22 protein-coding genes are annotated in these 24656 nt (G+C 61.7%); 11 read left to right on the top strand and 11 right to left on the bottom strand.

Annotated features, from left to right (window positions below):
* Positions 1 to 83 precede the first annotated feature (83 nt).
* Positions 84 to 2792 (top strand): aconitate hydratase AcnA, encoded by a 2709-nt coding sequence (gene acnA, locus ACLQ8T_RS10215; RefSeq protein ID WP_413454579.1) that lies wholly within the window; start codon positions 84 to 86, stop codon positions 2790 to 2792.
* A 97-nt stretch (positions 2793 to 2889) separates the two neighbouring features.
* On the opposite strand, the gene ACLQ8T_RS10210 is transcribed toward acnA, so the two are convergent.
* Positions 2890 to 3504, bottom strand: a complete 615-nt coding sequence (locus ACLQ8T_RS10210; protein ID WP_413454578.1) for a class I SAM-dependent methyltransferase — start codon at positions 3502 to 3504, stop codon at positions 2890 to 2892.
* Between the two features lie 153 nt (positions 3505 to 3657).
* On the opposite strand from ACLQ8T_RS10210, the gene ACLQ8T_RS10205 reads away from it, so the two are divergent.
* The 7 genes from ACLQ8T_RS10205 (at position 3658) to ACLQ8T_RS10175 (ending at position 9064) form a co-directional block, all read left to right on the top strand.
* On the top strand, positions 3658 to 4512 hold the full coding sequence (locus ACLQ8T_RS10205) for a phosphotransferase (protein WP_413454577.1): 855 nt from the start codon (positions 3658 to 3660) through the stop codon (positions 4510 to 4512).
* Positions 4513 to 4681: 169 nt separating this feature from the next.
* Positions 4682 to 6649, top strand: a complete 1968-nt coding sequence (dxs, locus tag ACLQ8T_RS10200; RefSeq protein WP_413454576.1) for a 1-deoxy-D-xylulose-5-phosphate synthase — start codon at positions 4682 to 4684, stop codon at positions 6647 to 6649.
* A 5-nt stretch (positions 6650 to 6654) separates the two neighbouring features.
* On the top strand, positions 6655 to 7236 hold the full coding sequence (locus tag ACLQ8T_RS10195) for a DUF402 domain-containing protein (RefSeq protein ID WP_239543346.1): 582 nt from the start codon (positions 6655 to 6657) through the stop codon (positions 7234 to 7236).
* 55 nt (positions 7237 to 7291) lie between these two features.
* Positions 7292 to 7861, top strand: a complete 570-nt coding sequence (locus ACLQ8T_RS10190) for a hypothetical protein (RefSeq protein WP_413454575.1) — start codon at positions 7292 to 7294, stop codon at positions 7859 to 7861.
* 264 nt (positions 7862 to 8125) lie between these two features.
* The gene (locus ACLQ8T_RS10185; RefSeq protein WP_413454574.1) at positions 8126 to 8359 is read left to right on the top strand and encodes a hypothetical protein; all 234 of its coding nucleotides are present in this window, start codon (positions 8126 to 8128) and stop codon (positions 8357 to 8359) included.
* A 21-nt stretch (positions 8360 to 8380) separates the two neighbouring features.
* On the top strand, positions 8381 to 8716 hold the full coding sequence (locus tag ACLQ8T_RS10180; RefSeq protein ID WP_413454573.1) for a hypothetical protein: 336 nt from the start codon (positions 8381 to 8383) through the stop codon (positions 8714 to 8716).
* A gap of 45 nt (positions 8717 to 8761) precedes the next feature.
* Positions 8762 to 9064 (top strand): hypothetical protein, encoded by a 303-nt coding sequence (locus ACLQ8T_RS10175; protein ID WP_413454572.1) that lies wholly within the window; start codon positions 8762 to 8764, stop codon positions 9062 to 9064.
* A 91-nt stretch (positions 9065 to 9155) separates the two neighbouring features.
* Here ACLQ8T_RS10175 and argG read toward each other — a convergent pair whose 3' ends face one another.
* Positions 9156 to 10583 carry an argininosuccinate synthase gene (gene argG, locus ACLQ8T_RS10170; protein WP_413454571.1) on the bottom strand — a complete coding sequence of 476 codons (1428 nt, stop codon included), beginning with the start codon at positions 10581 to 10583 and terminating at the stop codon, positions 9156 to 9158.
* A 135-nt stretch (positions 10584 to 10718) separates the two neighbouring features.
* Here argG and ACLQ8T_RS10165 point away from each other — a divergent pair, with 135 nt between their 5' ends.
* The gene (locus ACLQ8T_RS10165) at positions 10719 to 11693 is read left to right on the top strand and encodes an aldo/keto reductase (RefSeq protein ID WP_413454570.1); all 975 of its coding nucleotides are present in this window, start codon (positions 10719 to 10721) and stop codon (positions 11691 to 11693) included.
* A 73-nt stretch (positions 11694 to 11766) separates the two neighbouring features.
* Here ACLQ8T_RS10165 and ACLQ8T_RS10160 read toward each other — a convergent pair whose 3' ends face one another.
* Positions 11767 to 12240, bottom strand: coding sequence for a Rieske (2Fe-2S) protein (locus ACLQ8T_RS10160; protein WP_204722399.1), 474 nt, complete (start codon positions 12238 to 12240; stop codon positions 11767 to 11769).
* Between the two features lie 998 nt (positions 12241 to 13238).
* On the opposite strand from ACLQ8T_RS10160, the gene ACLQ8T_RS10155 reads away from it, so the two are divergent.
* Both ACLQ8T_RS10155 and ACLQ8T_RS10150 read left to right on the top strand, forming a co-directional pair.
* Positions 13239 to 14930, top strand: coding sequence for a sodium:solute symporter family protein (locus ACLQ8T_RS10155; protein ID WP_413454569.1), 1692 nt, complete (start codon positions 13239 to 13241; stop codon positions 14928 to 14930).
* Positions 14930 to 15061 carry a putative transporter small subunit gene (locus ACLQ8T_RS10150; RefSeq protein ID WP_239543344.1) on the top strand — a complete coding sequence of 44 codons (132 nt, stop codon included), beginning with the start codon at positions 14930 to 14932 and terminating at the stop codon, positions 15059 to 15061. Before ACLQ8T_RS10155 ends, ACLQ8T_RS10150 begins: the two co-directional genes overlap by 1 nt.
* Positions 15062 to 15246: 185 nt before the next feature.
* On the opposite strand, the gene ACLQ8T_RS10145 is transcribed toward ACLQ8T_RS10150, so the two are convergent.
* The 8 genes from ACLQ8T_RS10145 to msrB all read right to left on the bottom strand — a co-directional run bounded on the left by ACLQ8T_RS10145 (position 15247) and on the right by msrB (position 24638).
* The gene (locus ACLQ8T_RS10145) at positions 15247 to 17370 is read right to left on the bottom strand and encodes a 3-hydroxyacyl-CoA dehydrogenase NAD-binding domain-containing protein (protein ID WP_413454568.1); all 2124 of its coding nucleotides are present in this window, start codon (positions 17368 to 17370) and stop codon (positions 15247 to 15249) included.
* Between the two features lie 10 nt (positions 17371 to 17380).
* Positions 17381 to 18631 (bottom strand): thiolase family protein, encoded by a 1251-nt coding sequence (locus ACLQ8T_RS10140; RefSeq protein WP_413454567.1) that lies wholly within the window; start codon positions 18629 to 18631, stop codon positions 17381 to 17383.
* Positions 18632 to 18790: 159 nt separating this feature from the next.
* Positions 18791 to 20041, bottom strand: a complete 1251-nt coding sequence (locus ACLQ8T_RS10135; RefSeq protein ID WP_204722395.1) for an HRDC domain-containing protein — start codon at positions 20039 to 20041, stop codon at positions 18791 to 18793.
* Positions 20042 to 20087: 46 nt separating this feature from the next.
* On the bottom strand, positions 20088 to 20726 hold the full coding sequence (locus ACLQ8T_RS10130; protein ID WP_204722394.1) for a DUF3000 domain-containing protein: 639 nt from the start codon (positions 20724 to 20726) through the stop codon (positions 20088 to 20090).
* Between the two features lie 61 nt (positions 20727 to 20787).
* Positions 20788 to 21849: a threonine aldolase family protein gene (locus ACLQ8T_RS10125; RefSeq protein ID WP_413454566.1), complete on the bottom strand. Its 1062-nt coding sequence runs from the start codon at positions 21847 to 21849 to the stop codon at positions 20788 to 20790.
* An 83-nt stretch (positions 21850 to 21932) separates the two neighbouring features.
* Positions 21933 to 22637, bottom strand: coding sequence for an SDR family oxidoreductase (locus ACLQ8T_RS10120; protein ID WP_338085781.1), 705 nt, complete (start codon positions 22635 to 22637; stop codon positions 21933 to 21935).
* Between the two features lie 22 nt (positions 22638 to 22659).
* Positions 22660 to 24045, bottom strand: a complete 1386-nt coding sequence (locus ACLQ8T_RS10115) for a DUF6421 family protein (protein WP_413454565.1) — start codon at positions 24043 to 24045, stop codon at positions 22660 to 22662.
* A gap of 149 nt (positions 24046 to 24194) precedes the next feature.
* Positions 24195 to 24638, bottom strand: a complete 444-nt coding sequence (gene msrB / locus ACLQ8T_RS10110; RefSeq protein WP_204722391.1) for a peptide-methionine (R)-S-oxide reductase MsrB — start codon at positions 24636 to 24638, stop codon at positions 24195 to 24197.
* Positions 24639 to 24656 lie beyond the last annotated feature (18 nt).

The raw sequence follows: 24656 nt of genomic DNA, 5'->3' as shown, positions 1-24656 counted from the left end.
CTGACTATCTCAGTTAGGAACTCCTAACTGGAATTGTAGTGTGCGTGTGCAACAGAATGAGTGTCTGGCGAGAGGAGTCCCACGTGAGCAATGTGGACAGCTTCGGTGCCAAGGGCGTACTTGACGTCAATGGAACCGAATACGAAATTTACCGACTAAATACGGTTGAAGGCTCGGACAGCCTTCCTTACAGCCTTAAGGTTCTTCTTGAGAACCTGCTTCGCACCGAAGACGGCGCGAACGTAACCAACGAGCACATCAATGCACTGGGTCAGTGGGATGCGTCGGCTCAGCCGAACACCGAAATCCAGTTCACCCCAGCTCGTGTCATCATGCAGGACTTCACCGGTGTGCCTTGTGTCGTCGACCTTGCCACCATGCGCGAGGCCGTCAAGGACCTGGGCGGCGACCCGACCCGCGTGAACCCGCTGGCACCGGCCGAAATGGTCATCGACCACTCCGTGCAGATCGACACCTTCGGCTTCGAAGGCGCCGTCGAGCGCAACATGGAGATCGAATACCAGCGCAACGGCGAACGCTACCAGTTCCTGCGCTGGGGTCAGACCGCGTTTGACGACTTCAAGGTCGTTCCTCCAGGCACCGGCATCGTGCACCAGGTCAACATCGAGTACCTGGCCCGCACCGTCATGACCCGCGAGGTCAACGGCGTGCTGCGCGCATACCCGGACACCTGCGTGGGCACCGACTCGCACACCACCATGGTCAACGGCCTTGGCGTGCTGGGCTGGGGCGTCGGCGGCATCGAGGCCGAGGCAGCAATGCTCGGCCAGCCCGTCTCCATGCTGATCCCACGCGTTGTCGGCTTCAAGCTGGCTGGCTCGATTCCAGCTGGCGCCACCGCAACCGACGTGGTGCTGACTATCACCGAAATGCTGCGCAAGCACGGTGTTGTCGGCAAGTTCGTCGAGTTCTACGGCGACGGCGTCGCCGAGGTGCCGCTGGCAAACCGCGCCACCATCGGCAACATGTCCCCGGAATTCGGCTCGACCGCCGCCATGTTCCCAATCGACGATGTCACCCTCGACTACCTGCGCCTGACCGGCCGCAGCGAGGAGAACGTTGCACTGGTCGAGGCCTACGCCAAGGAACAGGGCATGTGGCACGATCCAAGCCGCGAGATCCGCTTCTCGGAATACCTCGAGCTGGATCTGTCGACCGTGGTTCCATCGATCGCCGGCCCGAAGCGCCCGCAGGACCGCATCGAGCTGTCGTCCTCGAAGGAGCAGTTCCGCAAGGACCTGCACAACTACGTATCGAACGCCGAGGACACCCAGGGCGCTGGCCGCCCATCGGTAGCCGTCGAGGTCACCAAGGAAGACGGCACCCAGTTCACCCTGGACCACGGCCTGGTTTCGATCGCCTCGATCACCTCGTGCACCAACACCTCGAACCCTTCGGTCATGCTGGCCGCAGCCGTCCTGGCTCGCAACGCCGCTGACAAGGGCCTGACCTCCAAGCCATGGGTCAAGACCTCGGTCGCCCCAGGCTCGAAGGTTGTCACCGAGTACTACGAGAAGTCCGGCCTGCTGCCATACCTGGAGAAGCTCGGCTTCTTCGTTGTCGGCTACGGTTGCGCAACTTGCATCGGCAACTCCGGCCCTCTGGATGCTGAGATCTCCGAGGCCATCAACGCCAACGATCTCGCAGCAACCGCAGTCCTGTCGGGTAACCGCAACTTCGAAGGCCGCATCAACCCGGACGTGAAGATGAACTACCTGGCTTCCCCGCCACTGGTTATCGCTTACGCACTGGCTGGCACCATGGACTTCGACTTCGAAACCGACGCACTGGGCCAGGACGCCGAGGGCAACGATGTCTTCCTGAAGGATATCTGGCCATCGCCTGTCGAGGTCCAGGAGATCATTGACTCGTCGATTGACAAGGAAATGTTCGCTAAGGGCTACGACGGAGTCTTCGAAGGCGACGCACGCTGGAAGGCACTGGATACCCCAGAGGGTTCCACCTTCGCATGGGACGAGAAGTCGACCTACGCACGCAAGGCACCTTACTTCGACGGCATGACCGCTGAGCCTCAGCCAGTCCAGGACATCAACGGCGCTCGCGTACTGCTGAAGCTGGGCGACTCGGTCACCACCGACCACATCTCGCCTGCAGGTTCGTTCAAGTCGGAAACCCCGGCTGGCCGCTACCTGATCGAGAACGGCGTGGATCGCAAGGATTTCAACTCCTACGGCTCGCGCCGTGGTAACCACGAAGTCATGATCCGCGGTACCTTCGCGAACATCCGCATCAAGAACCAGCTGCTGGACGGCGTCGAGGGTGGCTTCACCCGCGACTTCACCCAGGAAGGTGCTCCGCAGGCTTACGTCTACGACGCTGCAGAGAACTACAAGGCTGCCGGCACCCCGCTGGTCGTTCTGGGCGGCAAGGAATACGGTTCGGGCTCCTCGCGTGACTGGGCTGCCAAGGGCACCGCACTGCTGGGCGTCAAGGCCGTCATCACCGAGTCCTTCGAGCGCATCCACCGCTCGAACCTGATCGGCATGGGCGTTCTGCCGCTGCAGTTCCCAGAGGGCGAGTCGGCTGATTCGCTGGGCCTGACCGGTACCGAGACCTTCGCAGTCTCTGGCGTGACCGAGCTGAACAACGGCACCACCCCGAAGACCCTGAAGGTTACCGCAACCGCTGAAGACGGCAAGGTCACCGAGTTCGACGCAGTTCTGCGCATCGACACCCCAGGTGAAGCCGACTACTACCGCAACGGTGGCATCCTGCAGTACGTGCTGCGCCAGATCGCCGCTGCCAACTAGCAGATCCGCCTCGACTGCGGTCGAAGCGAATCTCTAAGTAGTTCCGCATCGCGGGAGAATCTGAGACCCAAGGCAATTGCCTTGGGTCTCAGGTCGCTTATGAAAGCTTTTGCGCGCTCAGATGGCCATGGGTGCGGGCAGCAGGCCGGGAGCGGGTGCCGACTTCGAGCACGCCAAAGCCCGACTGTTCCAGGAGGTCGCCCAGCTGCGCTGGCGGCCAATACCATGCCTGGGCAACCTGATGGTCAAAGGCTTCCAGCTGGTCCCCGGCAAAGAAGCCGAGCAGCAGCTTTCCCGCGGGTTGGAGCACGCGGGCCAACTCGTCCAAGATGGGTGGAAGATCTGACGGGGGAACATGGATCACCGAATACCAGGAGAGCACCCCGGAAAACTGCTCGCCGTCGAATGGCAGGTGCGCCAGATCGGCGCGCAGGAAATCGGGCTGCTGGAAGGTGCGCCGTGCGAAGTCCAAGAACTCCGGCACCAAGTCGACGCCGGTGGACGGCCGATTGCCATCGGCAATGAACTGCGTCCAATGCCCGGGACCGCAGCCAGCGTCCAGGACTGGTCCGTGCAGCTGTGCGGCCCACGCCGCAATCAGTTCCCGGTCCTCAGCCTCCGCCTGCTCCGGTGAACCGAACAGATCGATATACGCCTCGGCCACCGGCGAGTAACGAGCGGCGGTTTGGCCCGAGCGTTGCGATGCTTCCATGCGACAAGCCTAGCGAGCCGCAGGGGCCTGGAGAACAAACCTTGCTAGGCTCAGGAAAAATACCAGTCATGGAGGTTGCATGGAAGATCTGGCGGCGAATCGCCCGTCTCCTCGTCAATCTGGGACCAGCACGTTCCGGCACGGACGCCAGCGATGAATGCGCTGAGCCTTGATGCCTTGGTGCCAGCACCACACGCGCAACGGATACGGCAGTGGCTGGGTGACGTCGAGGTTGTAGCCGACATGTCGTGGAATCTTGGCGACACCAAAGTGCTGCACCTGCAGGCGGGGATGAAGCACGTCGTGGCCAAGACCGGGGGAGAAGAGAACCACCACATAGTGCGTGAGCTGCTGGCGCACCGCCGCTACACGGGGCCGCTGATAGAAGCCGGGAAAGCAGCCAAGCTGCTGCACGCCAGCGATTCCTTGCGCTTGATGATTCTGGACTTTCAGCCAGGCGAGCTCAGTGCGGACAGCGAATATGAATTCGACCCGGAGTTCCATCGTCAGGCCGGCGCGGCGCTGAAGCTGCTGCATTCGCAAGCGCAATGCCTGGATCCCGGCTATGAAGCTCGGCTGACGCAGAAGTTTCTCGTGCTCCTGGAACGCGAACATCGGATCGAGCCAGCGGCTCGCCGGCAGATCGAGCAGATGCTCAGAAGCTATGAACCGCAACCAGCCGTATTGGTGCCGACCCACGGGGATTGGCAACCGCGCAATTGGCTGGCCGATCAAGGCGAACTGCGAGTTATCGACTTCGGCCGCTTCGAATTCCGCCCAGCTGCCAGCGACCTGGCCCGGCTGGCTGTCCAGCAGTGGAAGGCGCGTCCAGATTTGGAAGCCGCTTTTCTCCAGGGGTATGGCCACGACCCACGGGAACGCGAATCCTGGCGGATCATGCAATTGCGCGAGGGACTTGGAACGGCAGTCTGGGCTCACCAAGTTGGCGACAGAGACTTCGAAGCCCAGGGGCTCCAGATGCTGGCCGAGACCCTGGCACAGGCATGAACCAGCCAAAGCGCATGCCTTGAACCGGCAGGGTAGCGAACGTCATTGCCGGGAAATTAGCACCAACTGGAACGTTGGCGGATAATGAAAGAAGCCTTGGACGCGGTAAACTGGGTATTTCGCATGGGCTTTCCAGCCTATCGTCGGTGAATTTGTGAAGGGGATGAACGTGTCTTTACTGAAGACCATCAAGAAACCAAGTGACCTGCGGGCGCTTACCCTTGAACAGCTCGGCGACTTGGCGGAGGAAATCCGCAGTTTCCTCATCGACAATGTCGCACGGACGGGCGGGCATCTGGGCCCGAACCTCGGCGTAATCGAATTGACCCTGGGCATCCACCGCGTCTTCGATTCCCCCACTGATTCCATCGTCTTCGACACGGGGCACCAGTCGTACGTGCACAAGCTGGTTACCGGACGCCAGAACTTCGAAACCCTGCGCCAGCAAGGGGGCCTGTCTGGCTACCCCGACCGCGGTGAATCGGAACACGACGTTGTCGAGTCTTCCCATGCCTCCTCTTCGTTGTCATGGATTGACGGCATTTCCCGCGCGAACAAGCTGATGAATCACAATGACCGCTACGCCGTGGCGCTGGTCGGCGATGGCGCCCTGACCGGCGGCATGGCCTGGGAAGCGGTCAACAACATCGCTGCCGATAAGGACCGCAAAGCGGTCATCGTGGTCAACGACAACGGCCGCTCCTACGCCCCGACCATCGGCGGCCTGGCCAACCAGCTTTCCGGCCTGCGCCAGCAGCTGGACAAGTTCCGCACCCACCCCGCGTACGAGAACGCCATGGACAAGCTCAAGGTCAAGCTCAAGGGCTCGGGTCCCATCGGTGACTTCACCTACAAGTCCCTGCATGCCACGAAGAAGGGCATCAAGGACTGGTGGGCTCCGCAGGGATTGTTCGAAGACCTCGGCCTGAAGTACATCGGCCCGATCGATGGGCACAACCAGCGTGCAGTAGAAGAGGCGCTGCAGCAGGCGAAGCAGTACGCCGGCCCGGTGCTGGTCCACGCCCTGACCGAGAAGGGCCATGGGTACGCCCCGGCCAGAGCCGATGAGGCTGACCAGTTCCACGCTGTTGGCGTAATCGATCCGGTCACCGGACTGCCAGTGTCCAAGCCCAGTGCGCAAAGCTGGACGAGCGTCTTCGGCGAGGAAATCGCCGCCGTGGCCAATGAGCGCGAGGACATCGTGGCGATCACCGGTGCCATGCTGCAGCCGGTGGGCCTGAAGCAGATGTCCCAGGAGCATCCCGACCGCGTGATCGACGTTGGCATCGCCGAACAGCACGCCATGACCACCGCGGCAGGCCTTGCCTTCGGCGGCCTGCATCCTGTCGTCTGCGTCTATGCGACCTTCTTGAACCGCGCCTTCGACCAGCTACTGATGGACGTGGCCCTGCACAAGGCCGGAGTCACCATCGTGCTGGACCGTGCAGGTGTCACCGGCCCGGACGGCGCCAGCCACCATGGCATGTGGGATATGGCGCTGACCCAGATCGTGCCGAACCTGCACCTGGCCGCACCACGCGATGCGGACCGCCTGCGCGAAGAACTGCGCGAAGCCCTGGACATCGACGATGCGCCAAGCGTCGTGCGTTTCTCCAAGGGCTCGGTCGGCGAACCAGTGGAAGCCGTCGATCGCCTGCCCGATGGCGTGGACGTGCTGGCCCGGCTGGGGGACCGGTCGGCGCCGGATGTCCTGATCGTTTCGGTCGGTGCCATGAGCGAGCTGTCGCTGGATGTTGCCCAGCGCCTGAACAGCCAGGGTGTGTCGGTCACCGTCGTCGACCCGCGCTGGGTTCTGCCGATGCCGAAGTCGGTGATTTCCCTGGCTGCCCGCCACCGCATCGTTGTATGCGTCGAGGACGGCGTGCGTGCCGGCGGCGTCGGTTCGCGCCTGCGCACCGAGATGCGTGCCGCAGGGGTGGACACCGCGTTGAACGAAGTGGGCCTGCCTACGGAATTCCTGGCTCACGGCACCCGTGGAGAGGTGCTTGAACGCGTCGGATTGACCGCCAAGCAGGTAGCCCGGGATACGCTCGCACAGGTGCTCGGCACCAAGGTGCCTTTCGCCCGCCCGCTGCCTGGCCAGGACCTGCCCACCGGACAGATCCCTAAGCTGTGAGCCCTATGAGCGGTTGCCCGAAGGATTTGCCCCGCAGCCCTGAGAATATCGGCTTCGGCTCGCTAGTTGTCGCGCGCGCATGGAAGTTCGACGGGAGCCCGCACTGGGTTGTCCCGGGCTTCTACCTTGGGCAAGACGAATTCGGCCACTGGCTGCATCAGCCAGCCGGTTCCCTGGTCGCCCGTCCTGGCACCGCCCACCTGGCTGCCACCAACGCGTTGTGCCTGATCCCGCATCGTGGAGACTGGGTCGCCACGATGTATTCGGATGCCTCAGAGGATTTCGACGTCTACATTGACCTGTCCAGCAATGTCGGCTGGCTGCAGATGAAACGTGACGCGTGGGAAATCAACTCCATTGACCTGGATCTGGATGTCATCCGTTCCCGGAGCAAAGGCACTTTCCTTGATGACGAGGACGAGTTCGCAGAGCACGCGCTGTCGATGGGGTATCCGCAGAAGCTCCAGGATTCAGTTCGCGATACCAGCGAACAGCTCTTGGAATCCGTGGCGGAGAATTCGTCGCCGTTCAACCATGCTCATCGGGAATTATGGTTAGCTAAAGTCGCGGGCCTCCCGACAGCCTGAAGCTGTCCAAGAATTTCATACTTGAATGATTCACTGACCTGAAAAGGGAAAACCTATGGCGATTGTGCGCACCTACCGTTTGGATGAGAAGAACGTACTGCATTTCCGTGAAGCGTGGTTCCAGCAGTTCGAGGACGAAGAGCTGGGCCAGTTCGTGATCAACCACGGCTCCGTTGGCCATATGTCGCAAACCAGCGATGTGCAGGACGTCGACAACGATCGCGCGGACGAGTTGTTCGCCGGGTTCATGGAAGCCTGTGCAGAAGCAGGCTACAAGGAAATTGAAGCGGAAGACCAGTCGTGGGTGATCGTCCAGTATGCGCTGAAGTCGGCCAACGGCACCGAGCGTGACCACTACCTTGAAAAGAAGACCAAGGAAGCATTGACCGGCCATCTGGCATGGCGCGGACTGGGTACCGTGGAGTCCAGCGATTTCGGCAACCGCAAGCTGAACATCAGGGTCCTATCTCCAGCGCCAAAACTGGCAGTTGCGGCGATCAAGACGTGCATCCGCGAAGCCAAGCTGGACTTCACCAAGATGAGCATCGGCGTCGCACCCTACGCTGAAGTGAACAAGCTGAAGATGGCCCACCCAATGCCATCAAAGCCCATGTCCATCGACTAGCTGCTGATGAGACTGGGCATTCCCGCGCCGCAACCGATGCGGGCAGTGGACTACCCGGCCATCCGCAGGTTGTCCCAAAGCATGGGGCGCCATGCAGAACCTGAGCTGTGGGGGAGCGGAGAGTGCCAGCTGGTCATCTACAACCTGGATGGCCAACTGCTTGGCTGGTCCCGTGCCCATTGGTGGGAACCTGCTGATGCAACAGCTCCAGCTGGTTAGTACCTGGCTGGGATCGAGGTTGCCCGCGGATGCCGGCACCGGGGAGTGGGTCGGAGCCTGACGGAAGCACGGCTGGACTGGATTGCCCAGCGCGCTTCGAGCGCATGGCGCGTGGTCAATGCGCAGAACGCCGCGTCATTGGCGCTCCACCGCTCCCTGGGCTTCGAGGAAGTGGCCCGGGCTGCGCAGCTGGGTACCGTGGTTTTCAGCGGCGGCAGCGGCCTGCTGCTGTCCAAGGATTTGGCGCCTTCGCGCAGTGCAGCGAAGACGCAGGTTTGAACGAGCAGGATACAAGGAGAAATGATTCCACAAGAAGACCGGGACGAAACTTCCGGCGCTCAGCGTAAGGCCCCGCGGATGGGCGCAACCCGCACACCGCTGCACCTGGTGTTCCAGGCCTGCATTGGCGTCATTATCGGCATCGGCATCACCTCGCTGTTCTCCGGGGCCGGCCACGCTCAGCTGGCTCTGGCAGGGGTCATCGTGGTGATCGCGGTGTGGATCGTCGAGCAGGGTTTCCGCCTGCCAGCACCGAACACCACTTCCGGCGCCCGCATCCGGCTGGTGCTGCGACTGGTTTCGCTGGTCGGCTTCACCATCGCGGTCAGCCCGCTGCTGCAGCTGATCGAGGCCTAGCCTTGGGGCGTCGGGCGTTCGAAGCTCCAGGGCACGCTGCGTCCGATGCTGTGGGCGGCCACCCAGGTGCTGATCGGATTCGCTGCCGGGATCGTGCTGGCCAAGACGATGACGCTGCCCGAGGAGCAAATCGCGTTGATCGGCACCGTGATCACGCTGGCCACTTGGTTGACGGATGAAGCGGTGAAGCTCCCAGCCAAGGACACCGGTGTGGGAACTGTGGTGCACGGAATCCTCAGGTTCCTCCCGCTGGCCGGGTTCATCATGGCCCTGCAATCCCTGGCCGCGCTCAACGGCCTGGCCCCTCTAAGCCCCTGCCGCCCGGCTGCAAACCGGGCGGTGCCCTAGCCTGCTGCACAAGAAAAAGCTCGGACGGATCCTTCCAGCCAAGGAAGGACCCGCCCGAGCTTTTCAGCGCTTGGGGCATGAGCCCGCGAGCTTAGTCGGTGCCTGCGTCGAAGGCAGCTGACTCGATAGCGCGGTCGGTAGCCAGATCGTCGCTGTCGACCTGGGTAGAGTTCACGATCGCGTCGGCTCCGCCGGCTTCCAGCGAGCCGACCAGCTTGGCGGTGGTGCCGCCGACCAGTCCCATGTTGGCGTACTGCTCCAGGCGGCCTCGGGAGTCGGCGATGTCCAGGTTGCGCATGGTCAGCTGGCCGATGCGGTCAACCGGGCCGAAGGCTGCATCGCCTACGCGCTCCATGGACAGCTTGTCCGGGTGGTAGCTCAGGTTCTCGCCCTCGGTGTTGAGGATGGTGTAGTCGTCGCCGCGGCGCAGGCGGATGGTCACGGTACCGGTGATGGCCGAACCTACCCAACGCTGCAGCGATTCGCGTAGCATCAGGGCCTGCGGGTCCAGCCAGCGGCCTTCGTACATCAGGCGGCCCAGGCGGCGGCCTTCGTTGTGGTAGCTGGCCACGGTGTCTTCGTTGTGGATCGCGTTGACCAGGCGTTCGTAGGCGATGTACAACAGCGCCATTGCAGGGGCTTCGTAGATGCCGCGGGACTTGGCCTCGATGATGCGGTTCTCGATCTGGTCGCTCATGCCCAAGCCATGGCGGCCACCGATGATGTTTGCTTCGTTGACCAGGGCCACCGGATCGGTGAATTCCTTGCCATTGATGGCCACCGGGCGGCCGGCGACGAAGGAAATCGAAACGTCTTCGGTCTTGATCTCGAGGCTTTCGTCCCAGTACTTAACGCCCATGATCGGCTCAACGGATTCGATGGAGCTGTCGAGCAGTTCCAGGGTCTTCGCCTCATGCGTCGCGCCCCAGATATTGGCGTCGGTCGAGTAGGCCTTTTCAGCCGAGTCGCGGTATGGGAAACCGTGTTCCTGCAGCCATTCGGACATTTCCTGGCGGCCGCCGAGTTCTGCAACGAAGTTCGGATCCAGCCATGGCTTGTAGATGCGCAGCTTCGGGTTGGCCATCAAGCCGTAGCGGTAGAAGCGCTCGATGTCGTTGCCCTTGTAGGTCGAACCGTCGCCCCAGACGTCCACGCCATCTTCGCGCATGGCGCGAACCAGCAGGGTGCCGGTGACGGCGCGGCCCAGCGGGGTGGTGTTGAAGTAGGTCTTGCCGCCGGTGCGGATGTGGAAAGCGCCGCAGGCGAGTGCTGCGAAGCCTTCTTCAACCAAGGCAGGCTTGCAATCAACCAGGCGGGAGTTCTCTGCACCGTACTCCAGCGCGCGGCCAGGTACTGCATCGATATCTGGCTCATCGTACTGGCCGAGGTCGCCAGTGTAGGTGTAAGGGATGGCGCCCTTGTCGCGCATCCAGGCTACTGCGACCGAGGTGTCGAGGCCACCGGAGAACGCGATACCCACGCGCTCGCCTACAGGGAGATTGGTAAGAACTTTAGACATGTCTCCATCCTAATGGATAAATATGCAATGCAGTGAATTGTGCCGTGAAATGTTGAGCACTTGTACTTACCAGATAGCCTAGGGGTATAAGGTCGCTCAGTGAAGCGGATGATCAGACCAACAGATGAGGTGTCCATGGAATTCCGTCAGCTAGGCCGCAGCGGCCTGAGCGTTTCCGTCGTCGGGATAGGCTGCAACAACCTTGGCCGCGCAGGTACTGCAACGGAATCCCAGGAAGGAACCGACGCCGTGATCAAGGCGGCCCTCGATGCGGGTATCACGCTCTTCGATGTCGCGGACATCTATGGCAAGGAAGCGGGGCTTTCCGAAATCCGCCTCGGCAAGGCGCTGGGTCCAGCACGCAAGGACATCGTGTTGGCCACCAAGTTCGGCATGGATATGCAGGGCGTGAACGGACCGGACTTCAACGCACGAGGCTCGCGCCGCTATATTGTCAGAGCGGTCGAAGCGTCGCTCAAGCGACTGGGAACGGACTACATCGACCTGTACCAGTTCCATACGCCGGATGCGATGACCCCTATTGAGGAAACCTTGCGGGCCCTGGATGATCTGGTGGCTAGCGGCAAGGTTCGCTATATCGGCCATTCGAACCGCTCCGGCTGGCAAATTGCCCAGGCGGAGTACGTCGCCCGTGAGTTGGGAACCGAACGGTTCATTTCGGCGCAGAACCACTACAACCTGATTGACCGCCGCGCGGAACTCGAAGTGCTGCCGGCTGCTCGTGAATTCGACCTGGGTGTTTTGCCTTATTTCCCGCTCGCGAACGGGCTGCTCACTGGCAAGTACTCCAAGGGGCATGCCCCGGAGGGCACCCGCCTGACGCATGCGCGCCAGCACCTGGTGGAAACCAGCGATTTCGAGCAGCTCGACCGGTTCAATGCCTTCGCTGCCGAACGGGATCTTACGCCGGTCGAATTGGCGTTCTCGTGGGTGGCCGCGCAGTCGCCTGTGGCCTCGGTGATTGCGGGTGCTACTCGTCCCGAGCAGATACGCGCCAACGCCGCTGCCGTTCGCTGGGTTCCTACTGAGACCGAGCGGACCCAGATGGACGAGCTCTTCCCGGCTCCGGAAAAGGTTGCCTTGTTCTAATGGCGTCTGGGCCAAGCATGAAGGGCTGAACCCTGTGGGGTTCAGCCCTTCATGCTTGATTAGAGGTGGGAAACTACTCTGCGGCGGTGACGTAGGCGATGATGTCGTCGCCTTCGATTGCCGCAGCGTATCGTGGCAAGGCGGCGATAGCTGGACCATCGGTTACGGTTCCATCAGCGGGTGCAAATCGTGAGCCGTGGCAGGCGCAGTAGAAATCTTCTTTGCTGGATTTAGGGGTTACCGCGCAACCCTGATGCGTGCAAACGTTCGAGTACGCCAATACGGTCTTCTCATCCTTGCGGAAAAGCAGAATGCCGACATCCTTTCCGGACGGATCCTTGGCAGGTGCCAAGGCGCGTGATCCAACGGGCAGATCCTTCGTCTTCATGAGCGACTGTCCTTCGCCGGTTGGTTCCGGGATCGGCAATGCCTCGGGGGTGTCTGCTTCAGAACGTCCATCACCGCAGGCGGTCAGAAGAGCGGCGGAACCAAGTGCTGCCGAAGCGCACATGAATGTGCGGCGGGCTGGTCGGGCAATGTCAGTCATGATCCCATTCTGGCAGAGATCTCTGTGCAGGCGCTAAGTGCCAAACGCCCGTGCTTGGTGATCGCCGCGTTTGTGGAATGCAACCGGCAGAGGCGTTGTTCATTTACCATTCAGCTATCCGGCTATCGAACCTTATGCATATTCATGCATCAGCATCGAATTTACAGCGTGGGCCCTTGGGGGTCGGTCTCGTTGAATGTGGCTTGAGCCCTGGGTTCTGCCCATGGTTAGTAATCTAGGTGGGGTTTTTCCTGCGCGTGGAGCTTCGTCGCAATGCCGCCTTGCGGTTGGGTTGGAAGTGGCCGAATCTAGATCTTTTTCCTGCTGAGGCTTTCCTGTTTTTGTGCGCGCCGTTACGCGCGAATGAATACCGGCTGGTAATTGATGCAGGAGATGGATTAATTTGAATGGCTCGGTTCGAGCTTGGCGGGCTGTTCGGTTGACTCACTGCCTGGCGGCTGATAGTTCGGATATCTTTGCATTCATGCTAATATTTGGATAGCTAGTTGAAGCTAACATTTTCGGAGAATTCTTTAACTGTTCACCTGTCAGGCTTATTGACGCCGACCGAGATACTCCGCGCCGTGATCGCGTGTTGAGTTACAGGTAGCAGTTCTCCGATGGAAAACAGGCGGTATTCGCCAACGCGAATGTCACGCCTGTACTGACCCGAAGCGCCGTTAGGCGCACGTCTGGATAGCCGCAAGTGAGATGCAGGCGAGCCAGAGGTCTGGATTCACGTTGTGAAGCCAAATCACCAGTTTCTGGAATGAATCCAGAAGGTGGTGCTCCCAGTTACCAGGGATGAACGATACGAATGAGAAACGAACGAAACTTGAGTGTAGGGAAGTGATTCATGGGCCCAGGGGCTTGTGCGCGTCAGCTGAAATTTACCCCTAGCGATGACATCTCGCGGGAAGACGTGCAGGACAAGTCGTCGGTTGAGCTAATAGCTCCCGGCGCGGATCTCATCACTGTCTAAAAGAGGGAGGTGGCGCGTGGATAACGAAATCGTGCAATTCAGCGCCCTAACTGTTGTCTTGCTTTTGGTGCTCTTCTACGGAGGAACCTTTTTAATTTCTACCCGGATCGGGAAAAAGAAGGAAAACGCCGACGATTACATGACGGCGGGAAATAAAATCGGATTCGGCATTTCTGCTGCGAGTATGACCGCGACGTGGATTTGGGCTTCGTCGATGTATGCCTCGGCCACGTCAGGTTACACCTACGGAATCTCCGGCCCCATCCACTACGGTCTCTGGGGTGCGTTGATGATTCTGTTCATCTACCCATTCGGCAAGCGGATCCGCAAGGTCGCACCACGCGCGCACACCCTCGCCGAGGTCATGCACGCACGCCACGGCCGCTCCAGCCAGCTGATGCTGGCCGGATCCAATATTGTCGGTTCGGTCATCTCCCTGATGTCCAACTTCATTGCCGGCGGCGTATTGATCTCGATGCTCTCGCCCTTCAACTTCATCCAGGGCGTGCTGGCCGTCGCCGGTGGCGTTCTGCTCTACACCCTGTGGTCCGGGTTCCGTGCTTCGGTGCTGACCGACTTTGTCCAGGTCGTTGCGATGCTCGGCGCTGTGGCAATTATCGTTCCAGCCATCTTCTTTGCCGCAGGCTTCCCGGCCGCGTTCGAAACCGGCGCAAGCAACCTGACCCCGCAGCAGTCCAACTTCTTCTCCTCTGAAGCATTCCTGGGCCAAGGCGCACCATATATTGCCGCGGTACTGGCCTACGCAATCGGCAACCAGACCATTGCCCAGCGTCTGTTCGCAGTGCGCGAGGACCTGATCAAGCCGACGTTCATCACCGCAACCATCGGATACGGCGCCATGGTCATCGGCGTGGGCATGCTCGGTGTGCTGGCCCTGTACCTCGGATTCGAGCCATCCGGTGGCGACATGAACAACCTCATTCCTGAGATGGCAGCCAGCTACCTGCCCGGTGTTCTGCTGGCGCTGTTCTTCATCATGATTATTGGTGCGCTGTCGTCCACAGCCGACTCTGACTTGGCGGCACTGTCTTCGATCATGATGGCGGATGTCTACGGGCAGAACGTCGCCGGCAAGGACAAGGCCGATCCGAAGAAGATGCTGCTCTTTGGCCGTGCGACCATGGTTGTTGCCACGGCCTTGGCAGTCGCTTTCGCGAGCATGCAGCTGAATATCCTGGACCTGCTGGTCTTCGTTGGTGCCCTTTGGGGCGCACTGGTATTCCCGGTTTTGGCCAGCTTCTACTGGAATAAGGTCACGAACAAGGCCTTCACCGTCTCGGTACTGGTTGCCCTTGCGATCTTCATCCCGGTTCGCTTCGAACTGATCCCGATCAACGGCGTCACCGGATTCCTGATCGAGTTGCTCGCGGTGATTGGCATCGGCGTGGTCCTGGCATTGATGAGCTTCGGCTTCTTCGGCCTGCGCGTCGCCAAGATTGTCGGAGTCGTCGCGATGCTGGTCAGTGCTCCGTTCGCCTTCGGTTTCCTCCGCGATTACACCACCTTGAGCGCTTCGCTGGTAGCCTACTCGGTCAGTACCATCGTCTGCTACCTCATGTCCTTCAGATCCAAGATGGAATTCGACTTCGATGTGATCGCGATACGCACCGGTGACTTCGATGTAGTTGAGGCACAGACTGATACTGCAGAAGCCGGACGTGACGCACAGAGCCTGGGAGGCAAATAATGACGACGTTTTTCTTGAGCCTGTATGTGCTGGTATGGCCAGCGATCGTGGCAGGAGTGCTGTTCTTCATCAGCAGGGGTTTCATCCAGGAATGGCTGGAAGCCCGCCGCAACGGCGAGGACATCATCTAACTGCTAGCAGGCGCAGCTCCTCAGAACGCGCGAACCCCGTACAGCGGATCCAGCTGTACGGGGTTCGCGCATCTTCAAGACAGCAAGGAGCCGAGACCAGCTTCCCGATGGGGAAGAGTCTCGGCTCCTTGCCTGGTTCCAGCGCCCAGGGAAAAGCGATGCAACCAAAAACGGCCGGTTGGGTACTAGCCGTTGAACTTCTTGCCGTTGACGCGTGCGGAGGCGCCAACCTGGTCAAGATACGGGGTAATGCCGCCCAAGTGCATCGGCCAGCCGGCACCGGTGATCATGCACAGGTCAACGTCGGCGGCTTCGGCAACTACGCCTTCAGCCAGCAGCAGTCCGATTTCTTCAGCCAGCGCGTCCTGGACACGGGCCAGGATCTGTTCTCCGGTCGAGGGCTGATCGCCGAAGGACATCAGCTTTTCAGCTTCAGGGTTGAGCACCTGGTTGCCTGCCTCGTCCTTGACCCAGAGGGTTGTGATCTTTGCATCGATCAGCTTCTGCAGATTCTCCGAGATGGTGAAGCGATCGCCGAAAGCGGCGTTCAGCGACTCGTTGACGTGCTGCGCGACCGGCAGGCCCACCATGGCCAACAGGGTCAGCGGGGTCATCGGCAGGCCCATTGGGGCCAGTGCCGAGTCAGCTGTCTTCGCGTCGGTGCCCTCATCGAAAGCTGCCTGGACTTCGCTCATCAGGCGAAGCAATACGCGGTTGACCACGAACGCGGCGGAATCCTTGGTTTTCACCGCGGTCTTCTTCAGCTTCTTGCCCAGCACGAACGCGATGGACAGCGCGGAATCGCTGGTCCATTCGGTAGCGGCGATTTCCAGCAGCGGCATCACTGCGACCGGGTTGAAGAAGTGGAAGCCGACCAGGCGTTCTGGGTGCTCAAGGTCGCGCCCCATCTCGGTGACCGAGAGCGAGGACGTGTTGGTGGCCAGGATGCACTCGGGGGAGACCACTGCCTCTACCTCTGCGAAAACCTGCTTCTTCACGTTCAGCTCTTCGAAGACTGCCTCGATGACGAAATCGGCATCGGCGAATGCCTCCTTGGTGACCGAGCCGGTAACCAGGGCCTTGGTGCGGTTCACCGCATCCTGGCTCATCCGGCCCTTGGCGTGCAGCTTGTCGATCTCGCCGTGGATGTAGGCCAGTCCCTTGTCCACCCGTGATTGATCCAGATCGGTGATCACCACCGGCACGTTCAGCCGGCGGACAAACAGCAGGGCCAGCTGGCTGGCCATCAGGCCGGCGCCGACGACGCCCACCTTGGTGACCGGGCGGGCGAGCTTGGGATCCGGTGCGCCGGCAGGACGCTTGCCGCGCTTCTGGACCAGGTCCAGGAAGGCATACACGGTGTTCTGGAACTGCGGGGTGCGCATCAGCCCGGTCAATGCATCGACCTCAAGGGCGGCCGACTCCTGCTGCGAGATGGCCAGGCCCCGGCGGAAGACCTCAAGCACCTTGTACGGCGCGGGGGCCGCACCGGAGAGCTTTGCGTCGACGAACTTCTCGGCGGCATCGGCCGCCTCAAGCCAGCGGCGGGCAACTTCCGGATCGCTGGGGTCAACGGCGTTGGGGCGCTTGACCTCGGTGGTTCCGGAGATGACGCCGTCAGCGAAGGCAATTGAATGCTCGATGAAGTCGGCCGATTCGAATAGGGCATCGGCAACGCCCATCTTCGCGGCGGCCGGACCGGAGAGCGTACGGTTGTTGTTCAACGGGTTCTCGATCATGACCTTCAGCGCGTTCTCCGGGCCGATCAGGCGTGGCAGGCGGTAGACGCCGGCCCAACCCGGGATCAGGCCGAGGAAGCTTTCCGGCAAGCCCAGTGCGCCGGCGGTGGTGCTGACCGTGCGGTAGTTGCAGGCCAGTGCGATTTCCAGGCCGCCGCCGAGCGCCAGGCCGTTGATGAAGGCGAAGGTCGGGACGCCCAAATCGGCAAGCAGCTCATAGGTGTAATGGCCCAGCGAAGCCATGGCCGTGGCCTGGCTCGGTTCGCTCAGGCGGGTGACGGCCGACAGGTCGGCGCCGGCGATCAGGAAGAATGGCTTGCCGGTGATCGCCAGTGCGTGGATCTCGCCGTTCTTCGCGCGTTCTGCCTGGACTTCAAGCGCAGCGCGCAATTCCAGCAGCCCGTTGGGCCCGAGCGTAGTCGGCTTCTTGTGGTCCAACCCGTTGTCCAGGGTCAGCAGCGCCATGGTCTTGCCGCTGGGCAGTGCCACATCCTTCACGTAGGAGTGGGTGACGGTCTCGTCGTGCATCAGCTGCGCGACAGTCTGGAAATCTTTGCTCAATGCAGTCATTGTCTCTTCCTTATGCCTTGCTGCCGAAGTCCGCGTGGTTTGGATTTTCCCAGATTACTGTGCCGCCCATGCCCAGGCCGATGCACATCGTGGTGATGCCGTAGCGCACCGTGTGGTCCTCGGAGAACTGGCGGGCCAGCTGGGACATCAGGCGCACGCCGGAGGAGGCCAGCGGGTGGCCCACCGCGATGGCCCCGCCGTAGCGGTTCACCCGCTCATCGTCCTGGTCGATTCCGTAGTAGTCGAGGAAGGAGAGCACCTGGACGGCGAAGGCCTCGTTGATTTCGAACAGGCCGATGTCGTTGATGCCCAGGCCGGCCTTGGCCAGGGCTTTTTCGGTGGACGGAACCGGTCCGTAGCCCATCACATCCGGTTCCACACCGGAGAAGGCGAAGGAGACCATGCGCATCTTCGGTTCCAGGCCCAGTTCGCGCACTGCGGCGCCACTGGCCAGCAGGGCGGCGGTGGCGCCGTCGTTCAGGCCGGCTGCGTTGCCTGCCGTCACGCGTCCGTGGGCGCGGAACGGGGTGCGCAATTCGGCCAGCGATTCCATGGTGGTTCCCGGCCGCGGAGGCTCGTCAACCGTGTTCACGGCCCAGCCTTCGCCCGGGCGCTTGGCGGCCACGGGGATCAGGTCCGCCTGGATCTGCTGGTTCTCGTAGGCCTTGGCCAGCTTGGCCTGGGATGCGACGGCGTACCGGTCGGCGCGTTCCTTGGTGATCGCAGGGAAGCGGTCGTGCAGGTTCTCCGCGGTATTGCCCATGTTCAATGCCTGCGGGTCGACGATGCGCTCGGAGAGGAAACGCGGGTTCGGGTCGGCTCCGGCGCCCATGGGGTGGTTGCCCATGTGCTCCACGCCGCCGGCGACGACGACGTCGTAGGCGCCGAAGGCGATGCCGCCTGCGGTCGCGGTCACCGCTGTCATGGCGCCGGCGCACATGCGGTCGATGGCGAAGCCGGGCACGGACTGGGGGATACCGGAGAGTAGGCCGACGGTGCGGCCCAAGGTCAGGCCCTGGTCGCCGGTCTGCGTGGTTGCGGCGATGGAGATTTCGTCGATCTTCTCGGCGGGCACTTCAGGGTTGCGTTCCAGCAGGCCGCGTACGGCCTTGACGGCAAGGTCATCGGCGCGGGTACCGTGGTAGATTCCCTTGTCGCCGGCTTTGCCGAACGGGGTGCGTACCCCGTCGATGAAGACGACATCGCGGTCGTCGAGCGATGGGTGCGCGCTGTTGCGCACGGTCGAAGCGTTGGCAGTCACCGTCGGGCTCCTTGGGTTGGTTCATGCTGCCCGTGTAGTACAGGGCAGTGGCCAGCATCACTGTGACCTGAACCATACGTTACTCAGGAGTAACTTGAAGTGCAAGTTGCCGGTCCCCGCGAATCGGTGAACCTTCGGCGAATTACTCTGCGGATCCGCTCAGGCCTGCTTCAGTGCCGTGGCCAGCTTGTCCGAAAGCAGCGCACGCTGCCATGGGCGGGCGCCGAGGCCTTCCAGCTTGTCCGCCACGCTTGCCTCGCTGATCCGCACCGGTGCATTCCAGCACACTTCGCGCAGGTACTTGGGAGTCAGCAGATTCTCGCCGGGAATGTTCCACTGCTCGCTCACCTCATTGACTACCTGCTTGGCAGCTTCCAAGCGATTCGCGGCTTCAGGGTTCTTCTCTGCCCACGAGCGGGGGTGCGGCAGGCCCGTCTTGGGCGCCCGCAGATCGGGCAGGTCCCTGGTGCTGTTACCGCGCTGGATTGCGTCGACCCAGCGCGCCGCATCGCGCTTGGCATTGCGTGTGTGGAACCCCGGGATCTTCAGTAGCGCGGGAACGCTGGTGGCGCGCTGCTCCACGGCTGCCATGATGGCGCGGTCGGGAATCAACCGCCCCGGGGCCACGTCGCGGCTCTGGGCCAGGGATTCGCGCGAAAGCCACAGCTCGCGGGCTACAGCTAGGTTGCGCCGGCTCTTGAGCTTGTGGATGCCGGATAATTTCCGCCACGGCGTTTCTGCCGGGACGGGATCGGGCAACGTGCGTTCGTGCTCGAATTCCTGGCGGGCGAACTCCAGCTTGCCCTGCTCTTCGAGCACCTTGGTGATGGCGTGGCGCAGCTCTTCGAGGACTTCCACATCCAGTGCGGCGTAATTCAGCCACGATTCGGGTAGCGGGCGGGTGGACCAGTCCACGGCCGAATGCTCCTTGGCCAATTGCAGCCGCAGCAATTCGCCGACCATGGTGCCCAGGGAGACGCGGGGGAATCCTGCGAGGCGGCCAGCCATCTCGGTGTCGAACAGCGAGGTGGGCGACATGCCCAATTCATGCAGGCAGGGCAGATCCTGGGTGGCCGCATGCAGGATCCAGGGCTGCTGGTTGACGAACTCGCGCAGCGGGGTCAGGTCATCCAAGGTCTCCGGATCGATCAGCCACGTGCCCGAGCCTTCTCGGCGGATTTGCAGCAGGAAGGCGCGCTGGCCGTAGCGGAATCCGCTGGCCCTTTCGGTATCCACCGCCAAGTCGCCGGTGCCCGCTTCCAGGGCACGTACTGCACGGCGCAACGCCGGTGCAGTGTCGATGACTTCGGGGATCCCGTCGCGCGGTGCGGTCAGCGGTGTCAGAACCGGCGCGGCAGCCTCCGTGGCGGGAGCGGGTGATGCGGGAGCGGAAGATTCAGAATTCGGCATGGTGCTTCCATTCTAGGACTAATCAGCTCCACCGCATGGATAATTGCTAGCTCAGGCGGCGGTGGGGCAGCTGCTGCACGCCTTCGGGCAAGGGTGGCAGTCCGGCAAAAGTGCAGACCATATCGGCCCATGCGCTCAGGTGCGCGCCGAGATGATCCGAGTCAGGCGACCATGAAGCGCGCAGCTCGATATCGATGTGGTCTTGTTCCCCGGCAAGATTGCCGAAGGACTCGGAAATCACCCGGGTCGCGGTGCCCCCAGCTGAATGGTAGGCGGCATCACGCTCGCGCAGGGCTTCTTCGAGCCACGACCACGCGACTGAAGCCAGCATGGAATCCTGGCCCATTTCATGATCCAGCCGGGCGCGGATATAGGTGACGATGCGGAACTGGCCATTCCACAGTTCTTGGCCCGCCGGGTCGAAAAGGAGAATGAAGCGACCGGTGGCCAGCTGCTCGGCCGGTTGAAGGAACGGGGTGCGTCCGATTTCCCGCCCTTGGGGCCCGTGTCCGGGGGCAACGACATCCATCACATCGCCGCTGAGCGCCAGCGCGAAGGGGGCCAGCCTGCCGGGAGCCGGGATTTCAGTGAATTTCAGTTCCTTGCGCACCTTGGCATGCGACAACTCGTCAAGGGCCTTGGCAAAGGCCTTCGGAATGGCGGAAGCAGGGCGATCATTGGTCACAATTTGAGTCTAAGCGCGCCGTACCCGAGCATGGGTACGGCGCGCCGACCGGGGCTGCATGCTATGCCGCGGCGTAGGCTCCCATCAGCTCGCGCAGCTTGGCGATGAACTCGGCAACATCGTCCTCGGTGGTGTCGAAAGAGCACATCCAGCGCACCTGCCCGGCCGCGCGGTCCCAGTCGTAGAAGCGGAAGTGCTCGCGCAGCTGATCGCTGACTTCGGTTGGCAGCTGGGCGAAAACGCCGTTGGCCTGGGTGGGGTAGACCAGCTGGACACCATCGATTTCCTCGACCGCCTGCGAGAGCTTGGCGGCCATGGCATTGGAGTGGCTTGCCAGTTCGCGCCACAGGCCGGTGCCGTAGAGCTCGATCAGCTGGGCGGAGATGAAACGCATTTTTGAACCCAGCTGCATGTTCATCTTGCGCAGGTACTTCAGGTCCTGGGCCAGCTCGCTGCGCAGGGTCAAGATTCCCTCGCCGAGCAGGATGCCGTTCTTGGTGCCGCCGAGGGAGACGATGTCCACGCCGGCATTGGTGGTCAGCGCGCGCAGCTCGACGCCCAGGGATGCCGCGGCGTTGGAGAGGCGCGAGCCGTCCAGATGCACCTTCATGCCCAGCTTGTGCGCATGGTCGGTGATGGCCTTGATCTCCTCAGGCGTGTACAGCGTGCCCAGCTCGGTGGCCTGGGTGATCGATACGGCCAGCGGCTGCGCGCGGTGCTCGTCGCCCCAGCCCCATGCTTCTTGGTCGATCAGTTCCGGGGTGAGCTTGCCGTCCGGGGTGTCCACCTGCAGCAGCTTGAAGCCGCCGATGCGCTCGGGCGCACCGTTCTCGTCCACATTGATATGCGCCGACGACGCGCAAATGACCGCGCCCCAGCGCGGCAGCAGCGATTGCAGTGCGATGACGTTGGCACCGGTGCCGTTGAACACCGGGAAGATCTGGGCTTCGGGGCCAAAAGCATTGCGGGCGACGTTGCCCAGTTCCTCGGTGTACTGGTCTTCGCCGTAGGAAATCTGGTGGCCGCCATTGGCGCGGGCAATGGCGTCCATGATCCGCGGGTGCACGCCCGAGTAGTTATCCGAAGCGAATCCGCGAACCGACGCGTCGTGGGTAAAAGTCATGCTGTGGTGGTCCTTAGTGGTTCAAGGGGTGAAGTGGTGTGCGAGGCTCAGGACAGCGCCCGGGTGCGTGCCTTGGCTAGTCATCAGGCCTTGGGCAAGGCGATGCGGGCGCCGTTGAGCTCGCCGGCATCCTGCTCCAGCAGGTCCACGGCGGCTCGGGCGAGGAATTGCACCGGAGTATGCCCGGAAGGAGCTTCCTCCGGGGACTTGTCGCTCAATGCCTTGACGACCCAACTGACTGCGGCGGCATTTTCGGCCTGCTTGGCGAATAGGCGGGCGATCGCATTGACCCAATGCTCCGCGGCGGCCTTGACGGCTCCGTAGTTGGCATTGGACGGGGTCGGGTTCAGCACCGCTTCGGCGCTCACGATGGCCAAGCGTCCTGCGGGGGAAGAGACCAGATCATCGACGAACGCGCGGGAAGTGTTGCGCAGGGTGGTCAGCACGCTGTGGTGCAGGAACTCCCAGTCCTCGTCGCTTTGCCCGGTGATGGATTTGCCGCCGCGCCAGCCGCCGACCAGATGGATCAGCGCATCGATGCTGCCGTGCTCTTGATGGATCTGCAGCGCCAATTGCTTGACCGCGGCGAAGTCACCCAGATCGCATTCATAACGGGCATGGGCGAACGGCAGGCGCTCGTCGAGCCGATCTTGGTTGCTTCCTACCGCAAGCACCCGCGCTCCGGCATCAACCAGCGCGGTGGCGCTGGCAATGCCGGAGGCGGAAGTAGCGCCGGCAAGGAGCACTAGTTTGGATGTCTCGTTCAAGGAGATGCTTTCTCTGCTCACATTTTCCAGCCTAGAGGAAAGGCTAGATTTTCGTTGCCCCGGTCATTCCCTTGGTCGATTCGATGACGGTGGCCATCTTCTTGTTCAGTGCTTCGTAGAACATCGACAGCGGGAATTCGTCGTCCATGACCTGGTCGGTGATTTCGCGCAACGGTGCGGTCAGCGGCAGGGCGTCCGGGCCCTTGGCCCAGACCGAAGCGGGGTTCGGGGTGACGGTGGCCGAAACCAGTTCGTAGGCGGCGAGCCAGTGAGCCAGCTTCGGGCGGTCGATGGACTTCCAGTACAGTTCGTCGATCGCATCCCCCAAGGCTGCAACCACGTCGGGCACCTGATCCCAGTCAATGCTCAGCTTGGTATCGGTCCAGTGCAGCACATGGTGCTGGTGCATCCAGGCGAACAGCAGCTGGCCGCCGAGCCCGTCGTAGTTGCGAACGCGCGAGCCGGTGATGGCGAAGCGGAAGATGCGGTCGAAGATCACCGCGTACTGCACCAGCTTGGCCATTTTGGCGCTTTTCTCATCCGAGTCCGGATTCGCGGCGATCTTCATGCATTCGCGGAACGCGGTCAAATCGCAGCGCAATTCCTCCAGCGAGTACAGGAAGAAGGGCATGCGCTGCTTGATCATGAACGGATCGAACGGCAGGTCGCCACGCATGTGGGTGCGGTCGTGGATCAGGTCCCACATGATGAAAGTTTCTTCGGTCAGGTGCTGGTCTTTGAGCAGTTCTGCTGCGTCCTCAGGCAATTCGAGGTTGGTGATGCGGCTGGCTTCCTGCAGAACCTTGCGGAAGCGCGCTGCTTCACGATCCTGGAAGATTGCGCCCCAGGTGAATGAAGGGGTCTCGCGGATCGCTACGGACTCCGGGAAGAGCACGGCGGAATTGGTGTTGTAGCCCTCGGTGAAGTCGATGAAGCGCAGCGGCACGAACAGGGCGTTGGTGTAGTCCTTGGCTTCCAGGTCGGCGATGAACTCGGGCCACATGACCTGCACCAGTACAGCTTCGAGGTGGCGGTTGGTCGAGCCGTTCTGCGTGTACATCGGGAAGAGCACCAGATGCAGCAGGCCGTCGATACGCTGGGTCTGCGGCTGGAACTGCATCAGCGAATCGAGGAAGTCGGGCACGCCGAAGCCGGCATCGGCCCACTGGCGCAGATCCGCGACCAGCTGCTCAAGGTATTCGGCATCGTGCTCGAAGTGCGGGAGCAGGGACCGCACCGACTCAATGATGGACTCAACCAGTTCGGCGGCCTTCGGCGCGAAAGCGGTATCCGCCAAGGAACCGTCCTGCGCCTGCAGGCCTTGGAACTCGGTGGCGGCAGACTTCAGCTTCAGCCAAGCTTCCGAGTTTGCGATCTGCAGTACTTCTGCGTCGGTGGCCGGTACTGGCTTGGAGGAAATCTGAGTCATTTCATACACCTTCTTTTCATGTTTGGGGCAGCGTTCAAGTGCTTACCTTGAACGCTACGCTCAAACAACAGAAAAGGTGATGCTAAGACCTCAGTGCATAAGTAACTCTTGCCCTAAATGTGATCCACGCCTTGCCACCGTCAAAGGCATTAGCCCTGGGCCGGGCGCAGTGTCAGGCTCAAGGAGTTCATGCAGTAACGCAGATCAGTCGGGGTCTTGAATCCTTCGCCCTCGAAAACGTGGCCCATATGCGAATCGCAATTGGCGCAGCGCACCTCGACACGCTTCATGCCCAGGGATTCATCGCTGATGTAGCGCACCCGGTCTTCGGCCAAGGGGGCGAAGAAGGAGGGCCAGCCGCAGCCGGCATCGAACTTCGTGGTGCTGGCGAACAGTTCCGAACCGCAGGCGCGGCAAGAATACACGCCCTCGGTCGTGGTATCCCAGTACTCGCCGGTGAAGGGGCGCTCTGTCCCGGCTTGGCGCAATACATGGAATTCCTCGGGAGAGAGGATCTGCTGCCACTGCACATCGGTGCGCGTGGCCGCATCATCTGGTGACGTTGCTGATTGGTTTACCGATTCATCGCTCATGCAATGTAAAACGCTTGA

It is taken from the genome of Glutamicibacter sp. FR1, from assembly GCF_047300825.1.
Lineage (GTDB): Bacteria > Actinomycetota > Actinomycetes > Actinomycetales > Micrococcaceae > Glutamicibacter > Glutamicibacter nicotianae.
The sequence above is the reverse complement of the archived record's forward strand: the minus strand, read 5'-3'. Positions and strand labels throughout refer to the sequence as shown.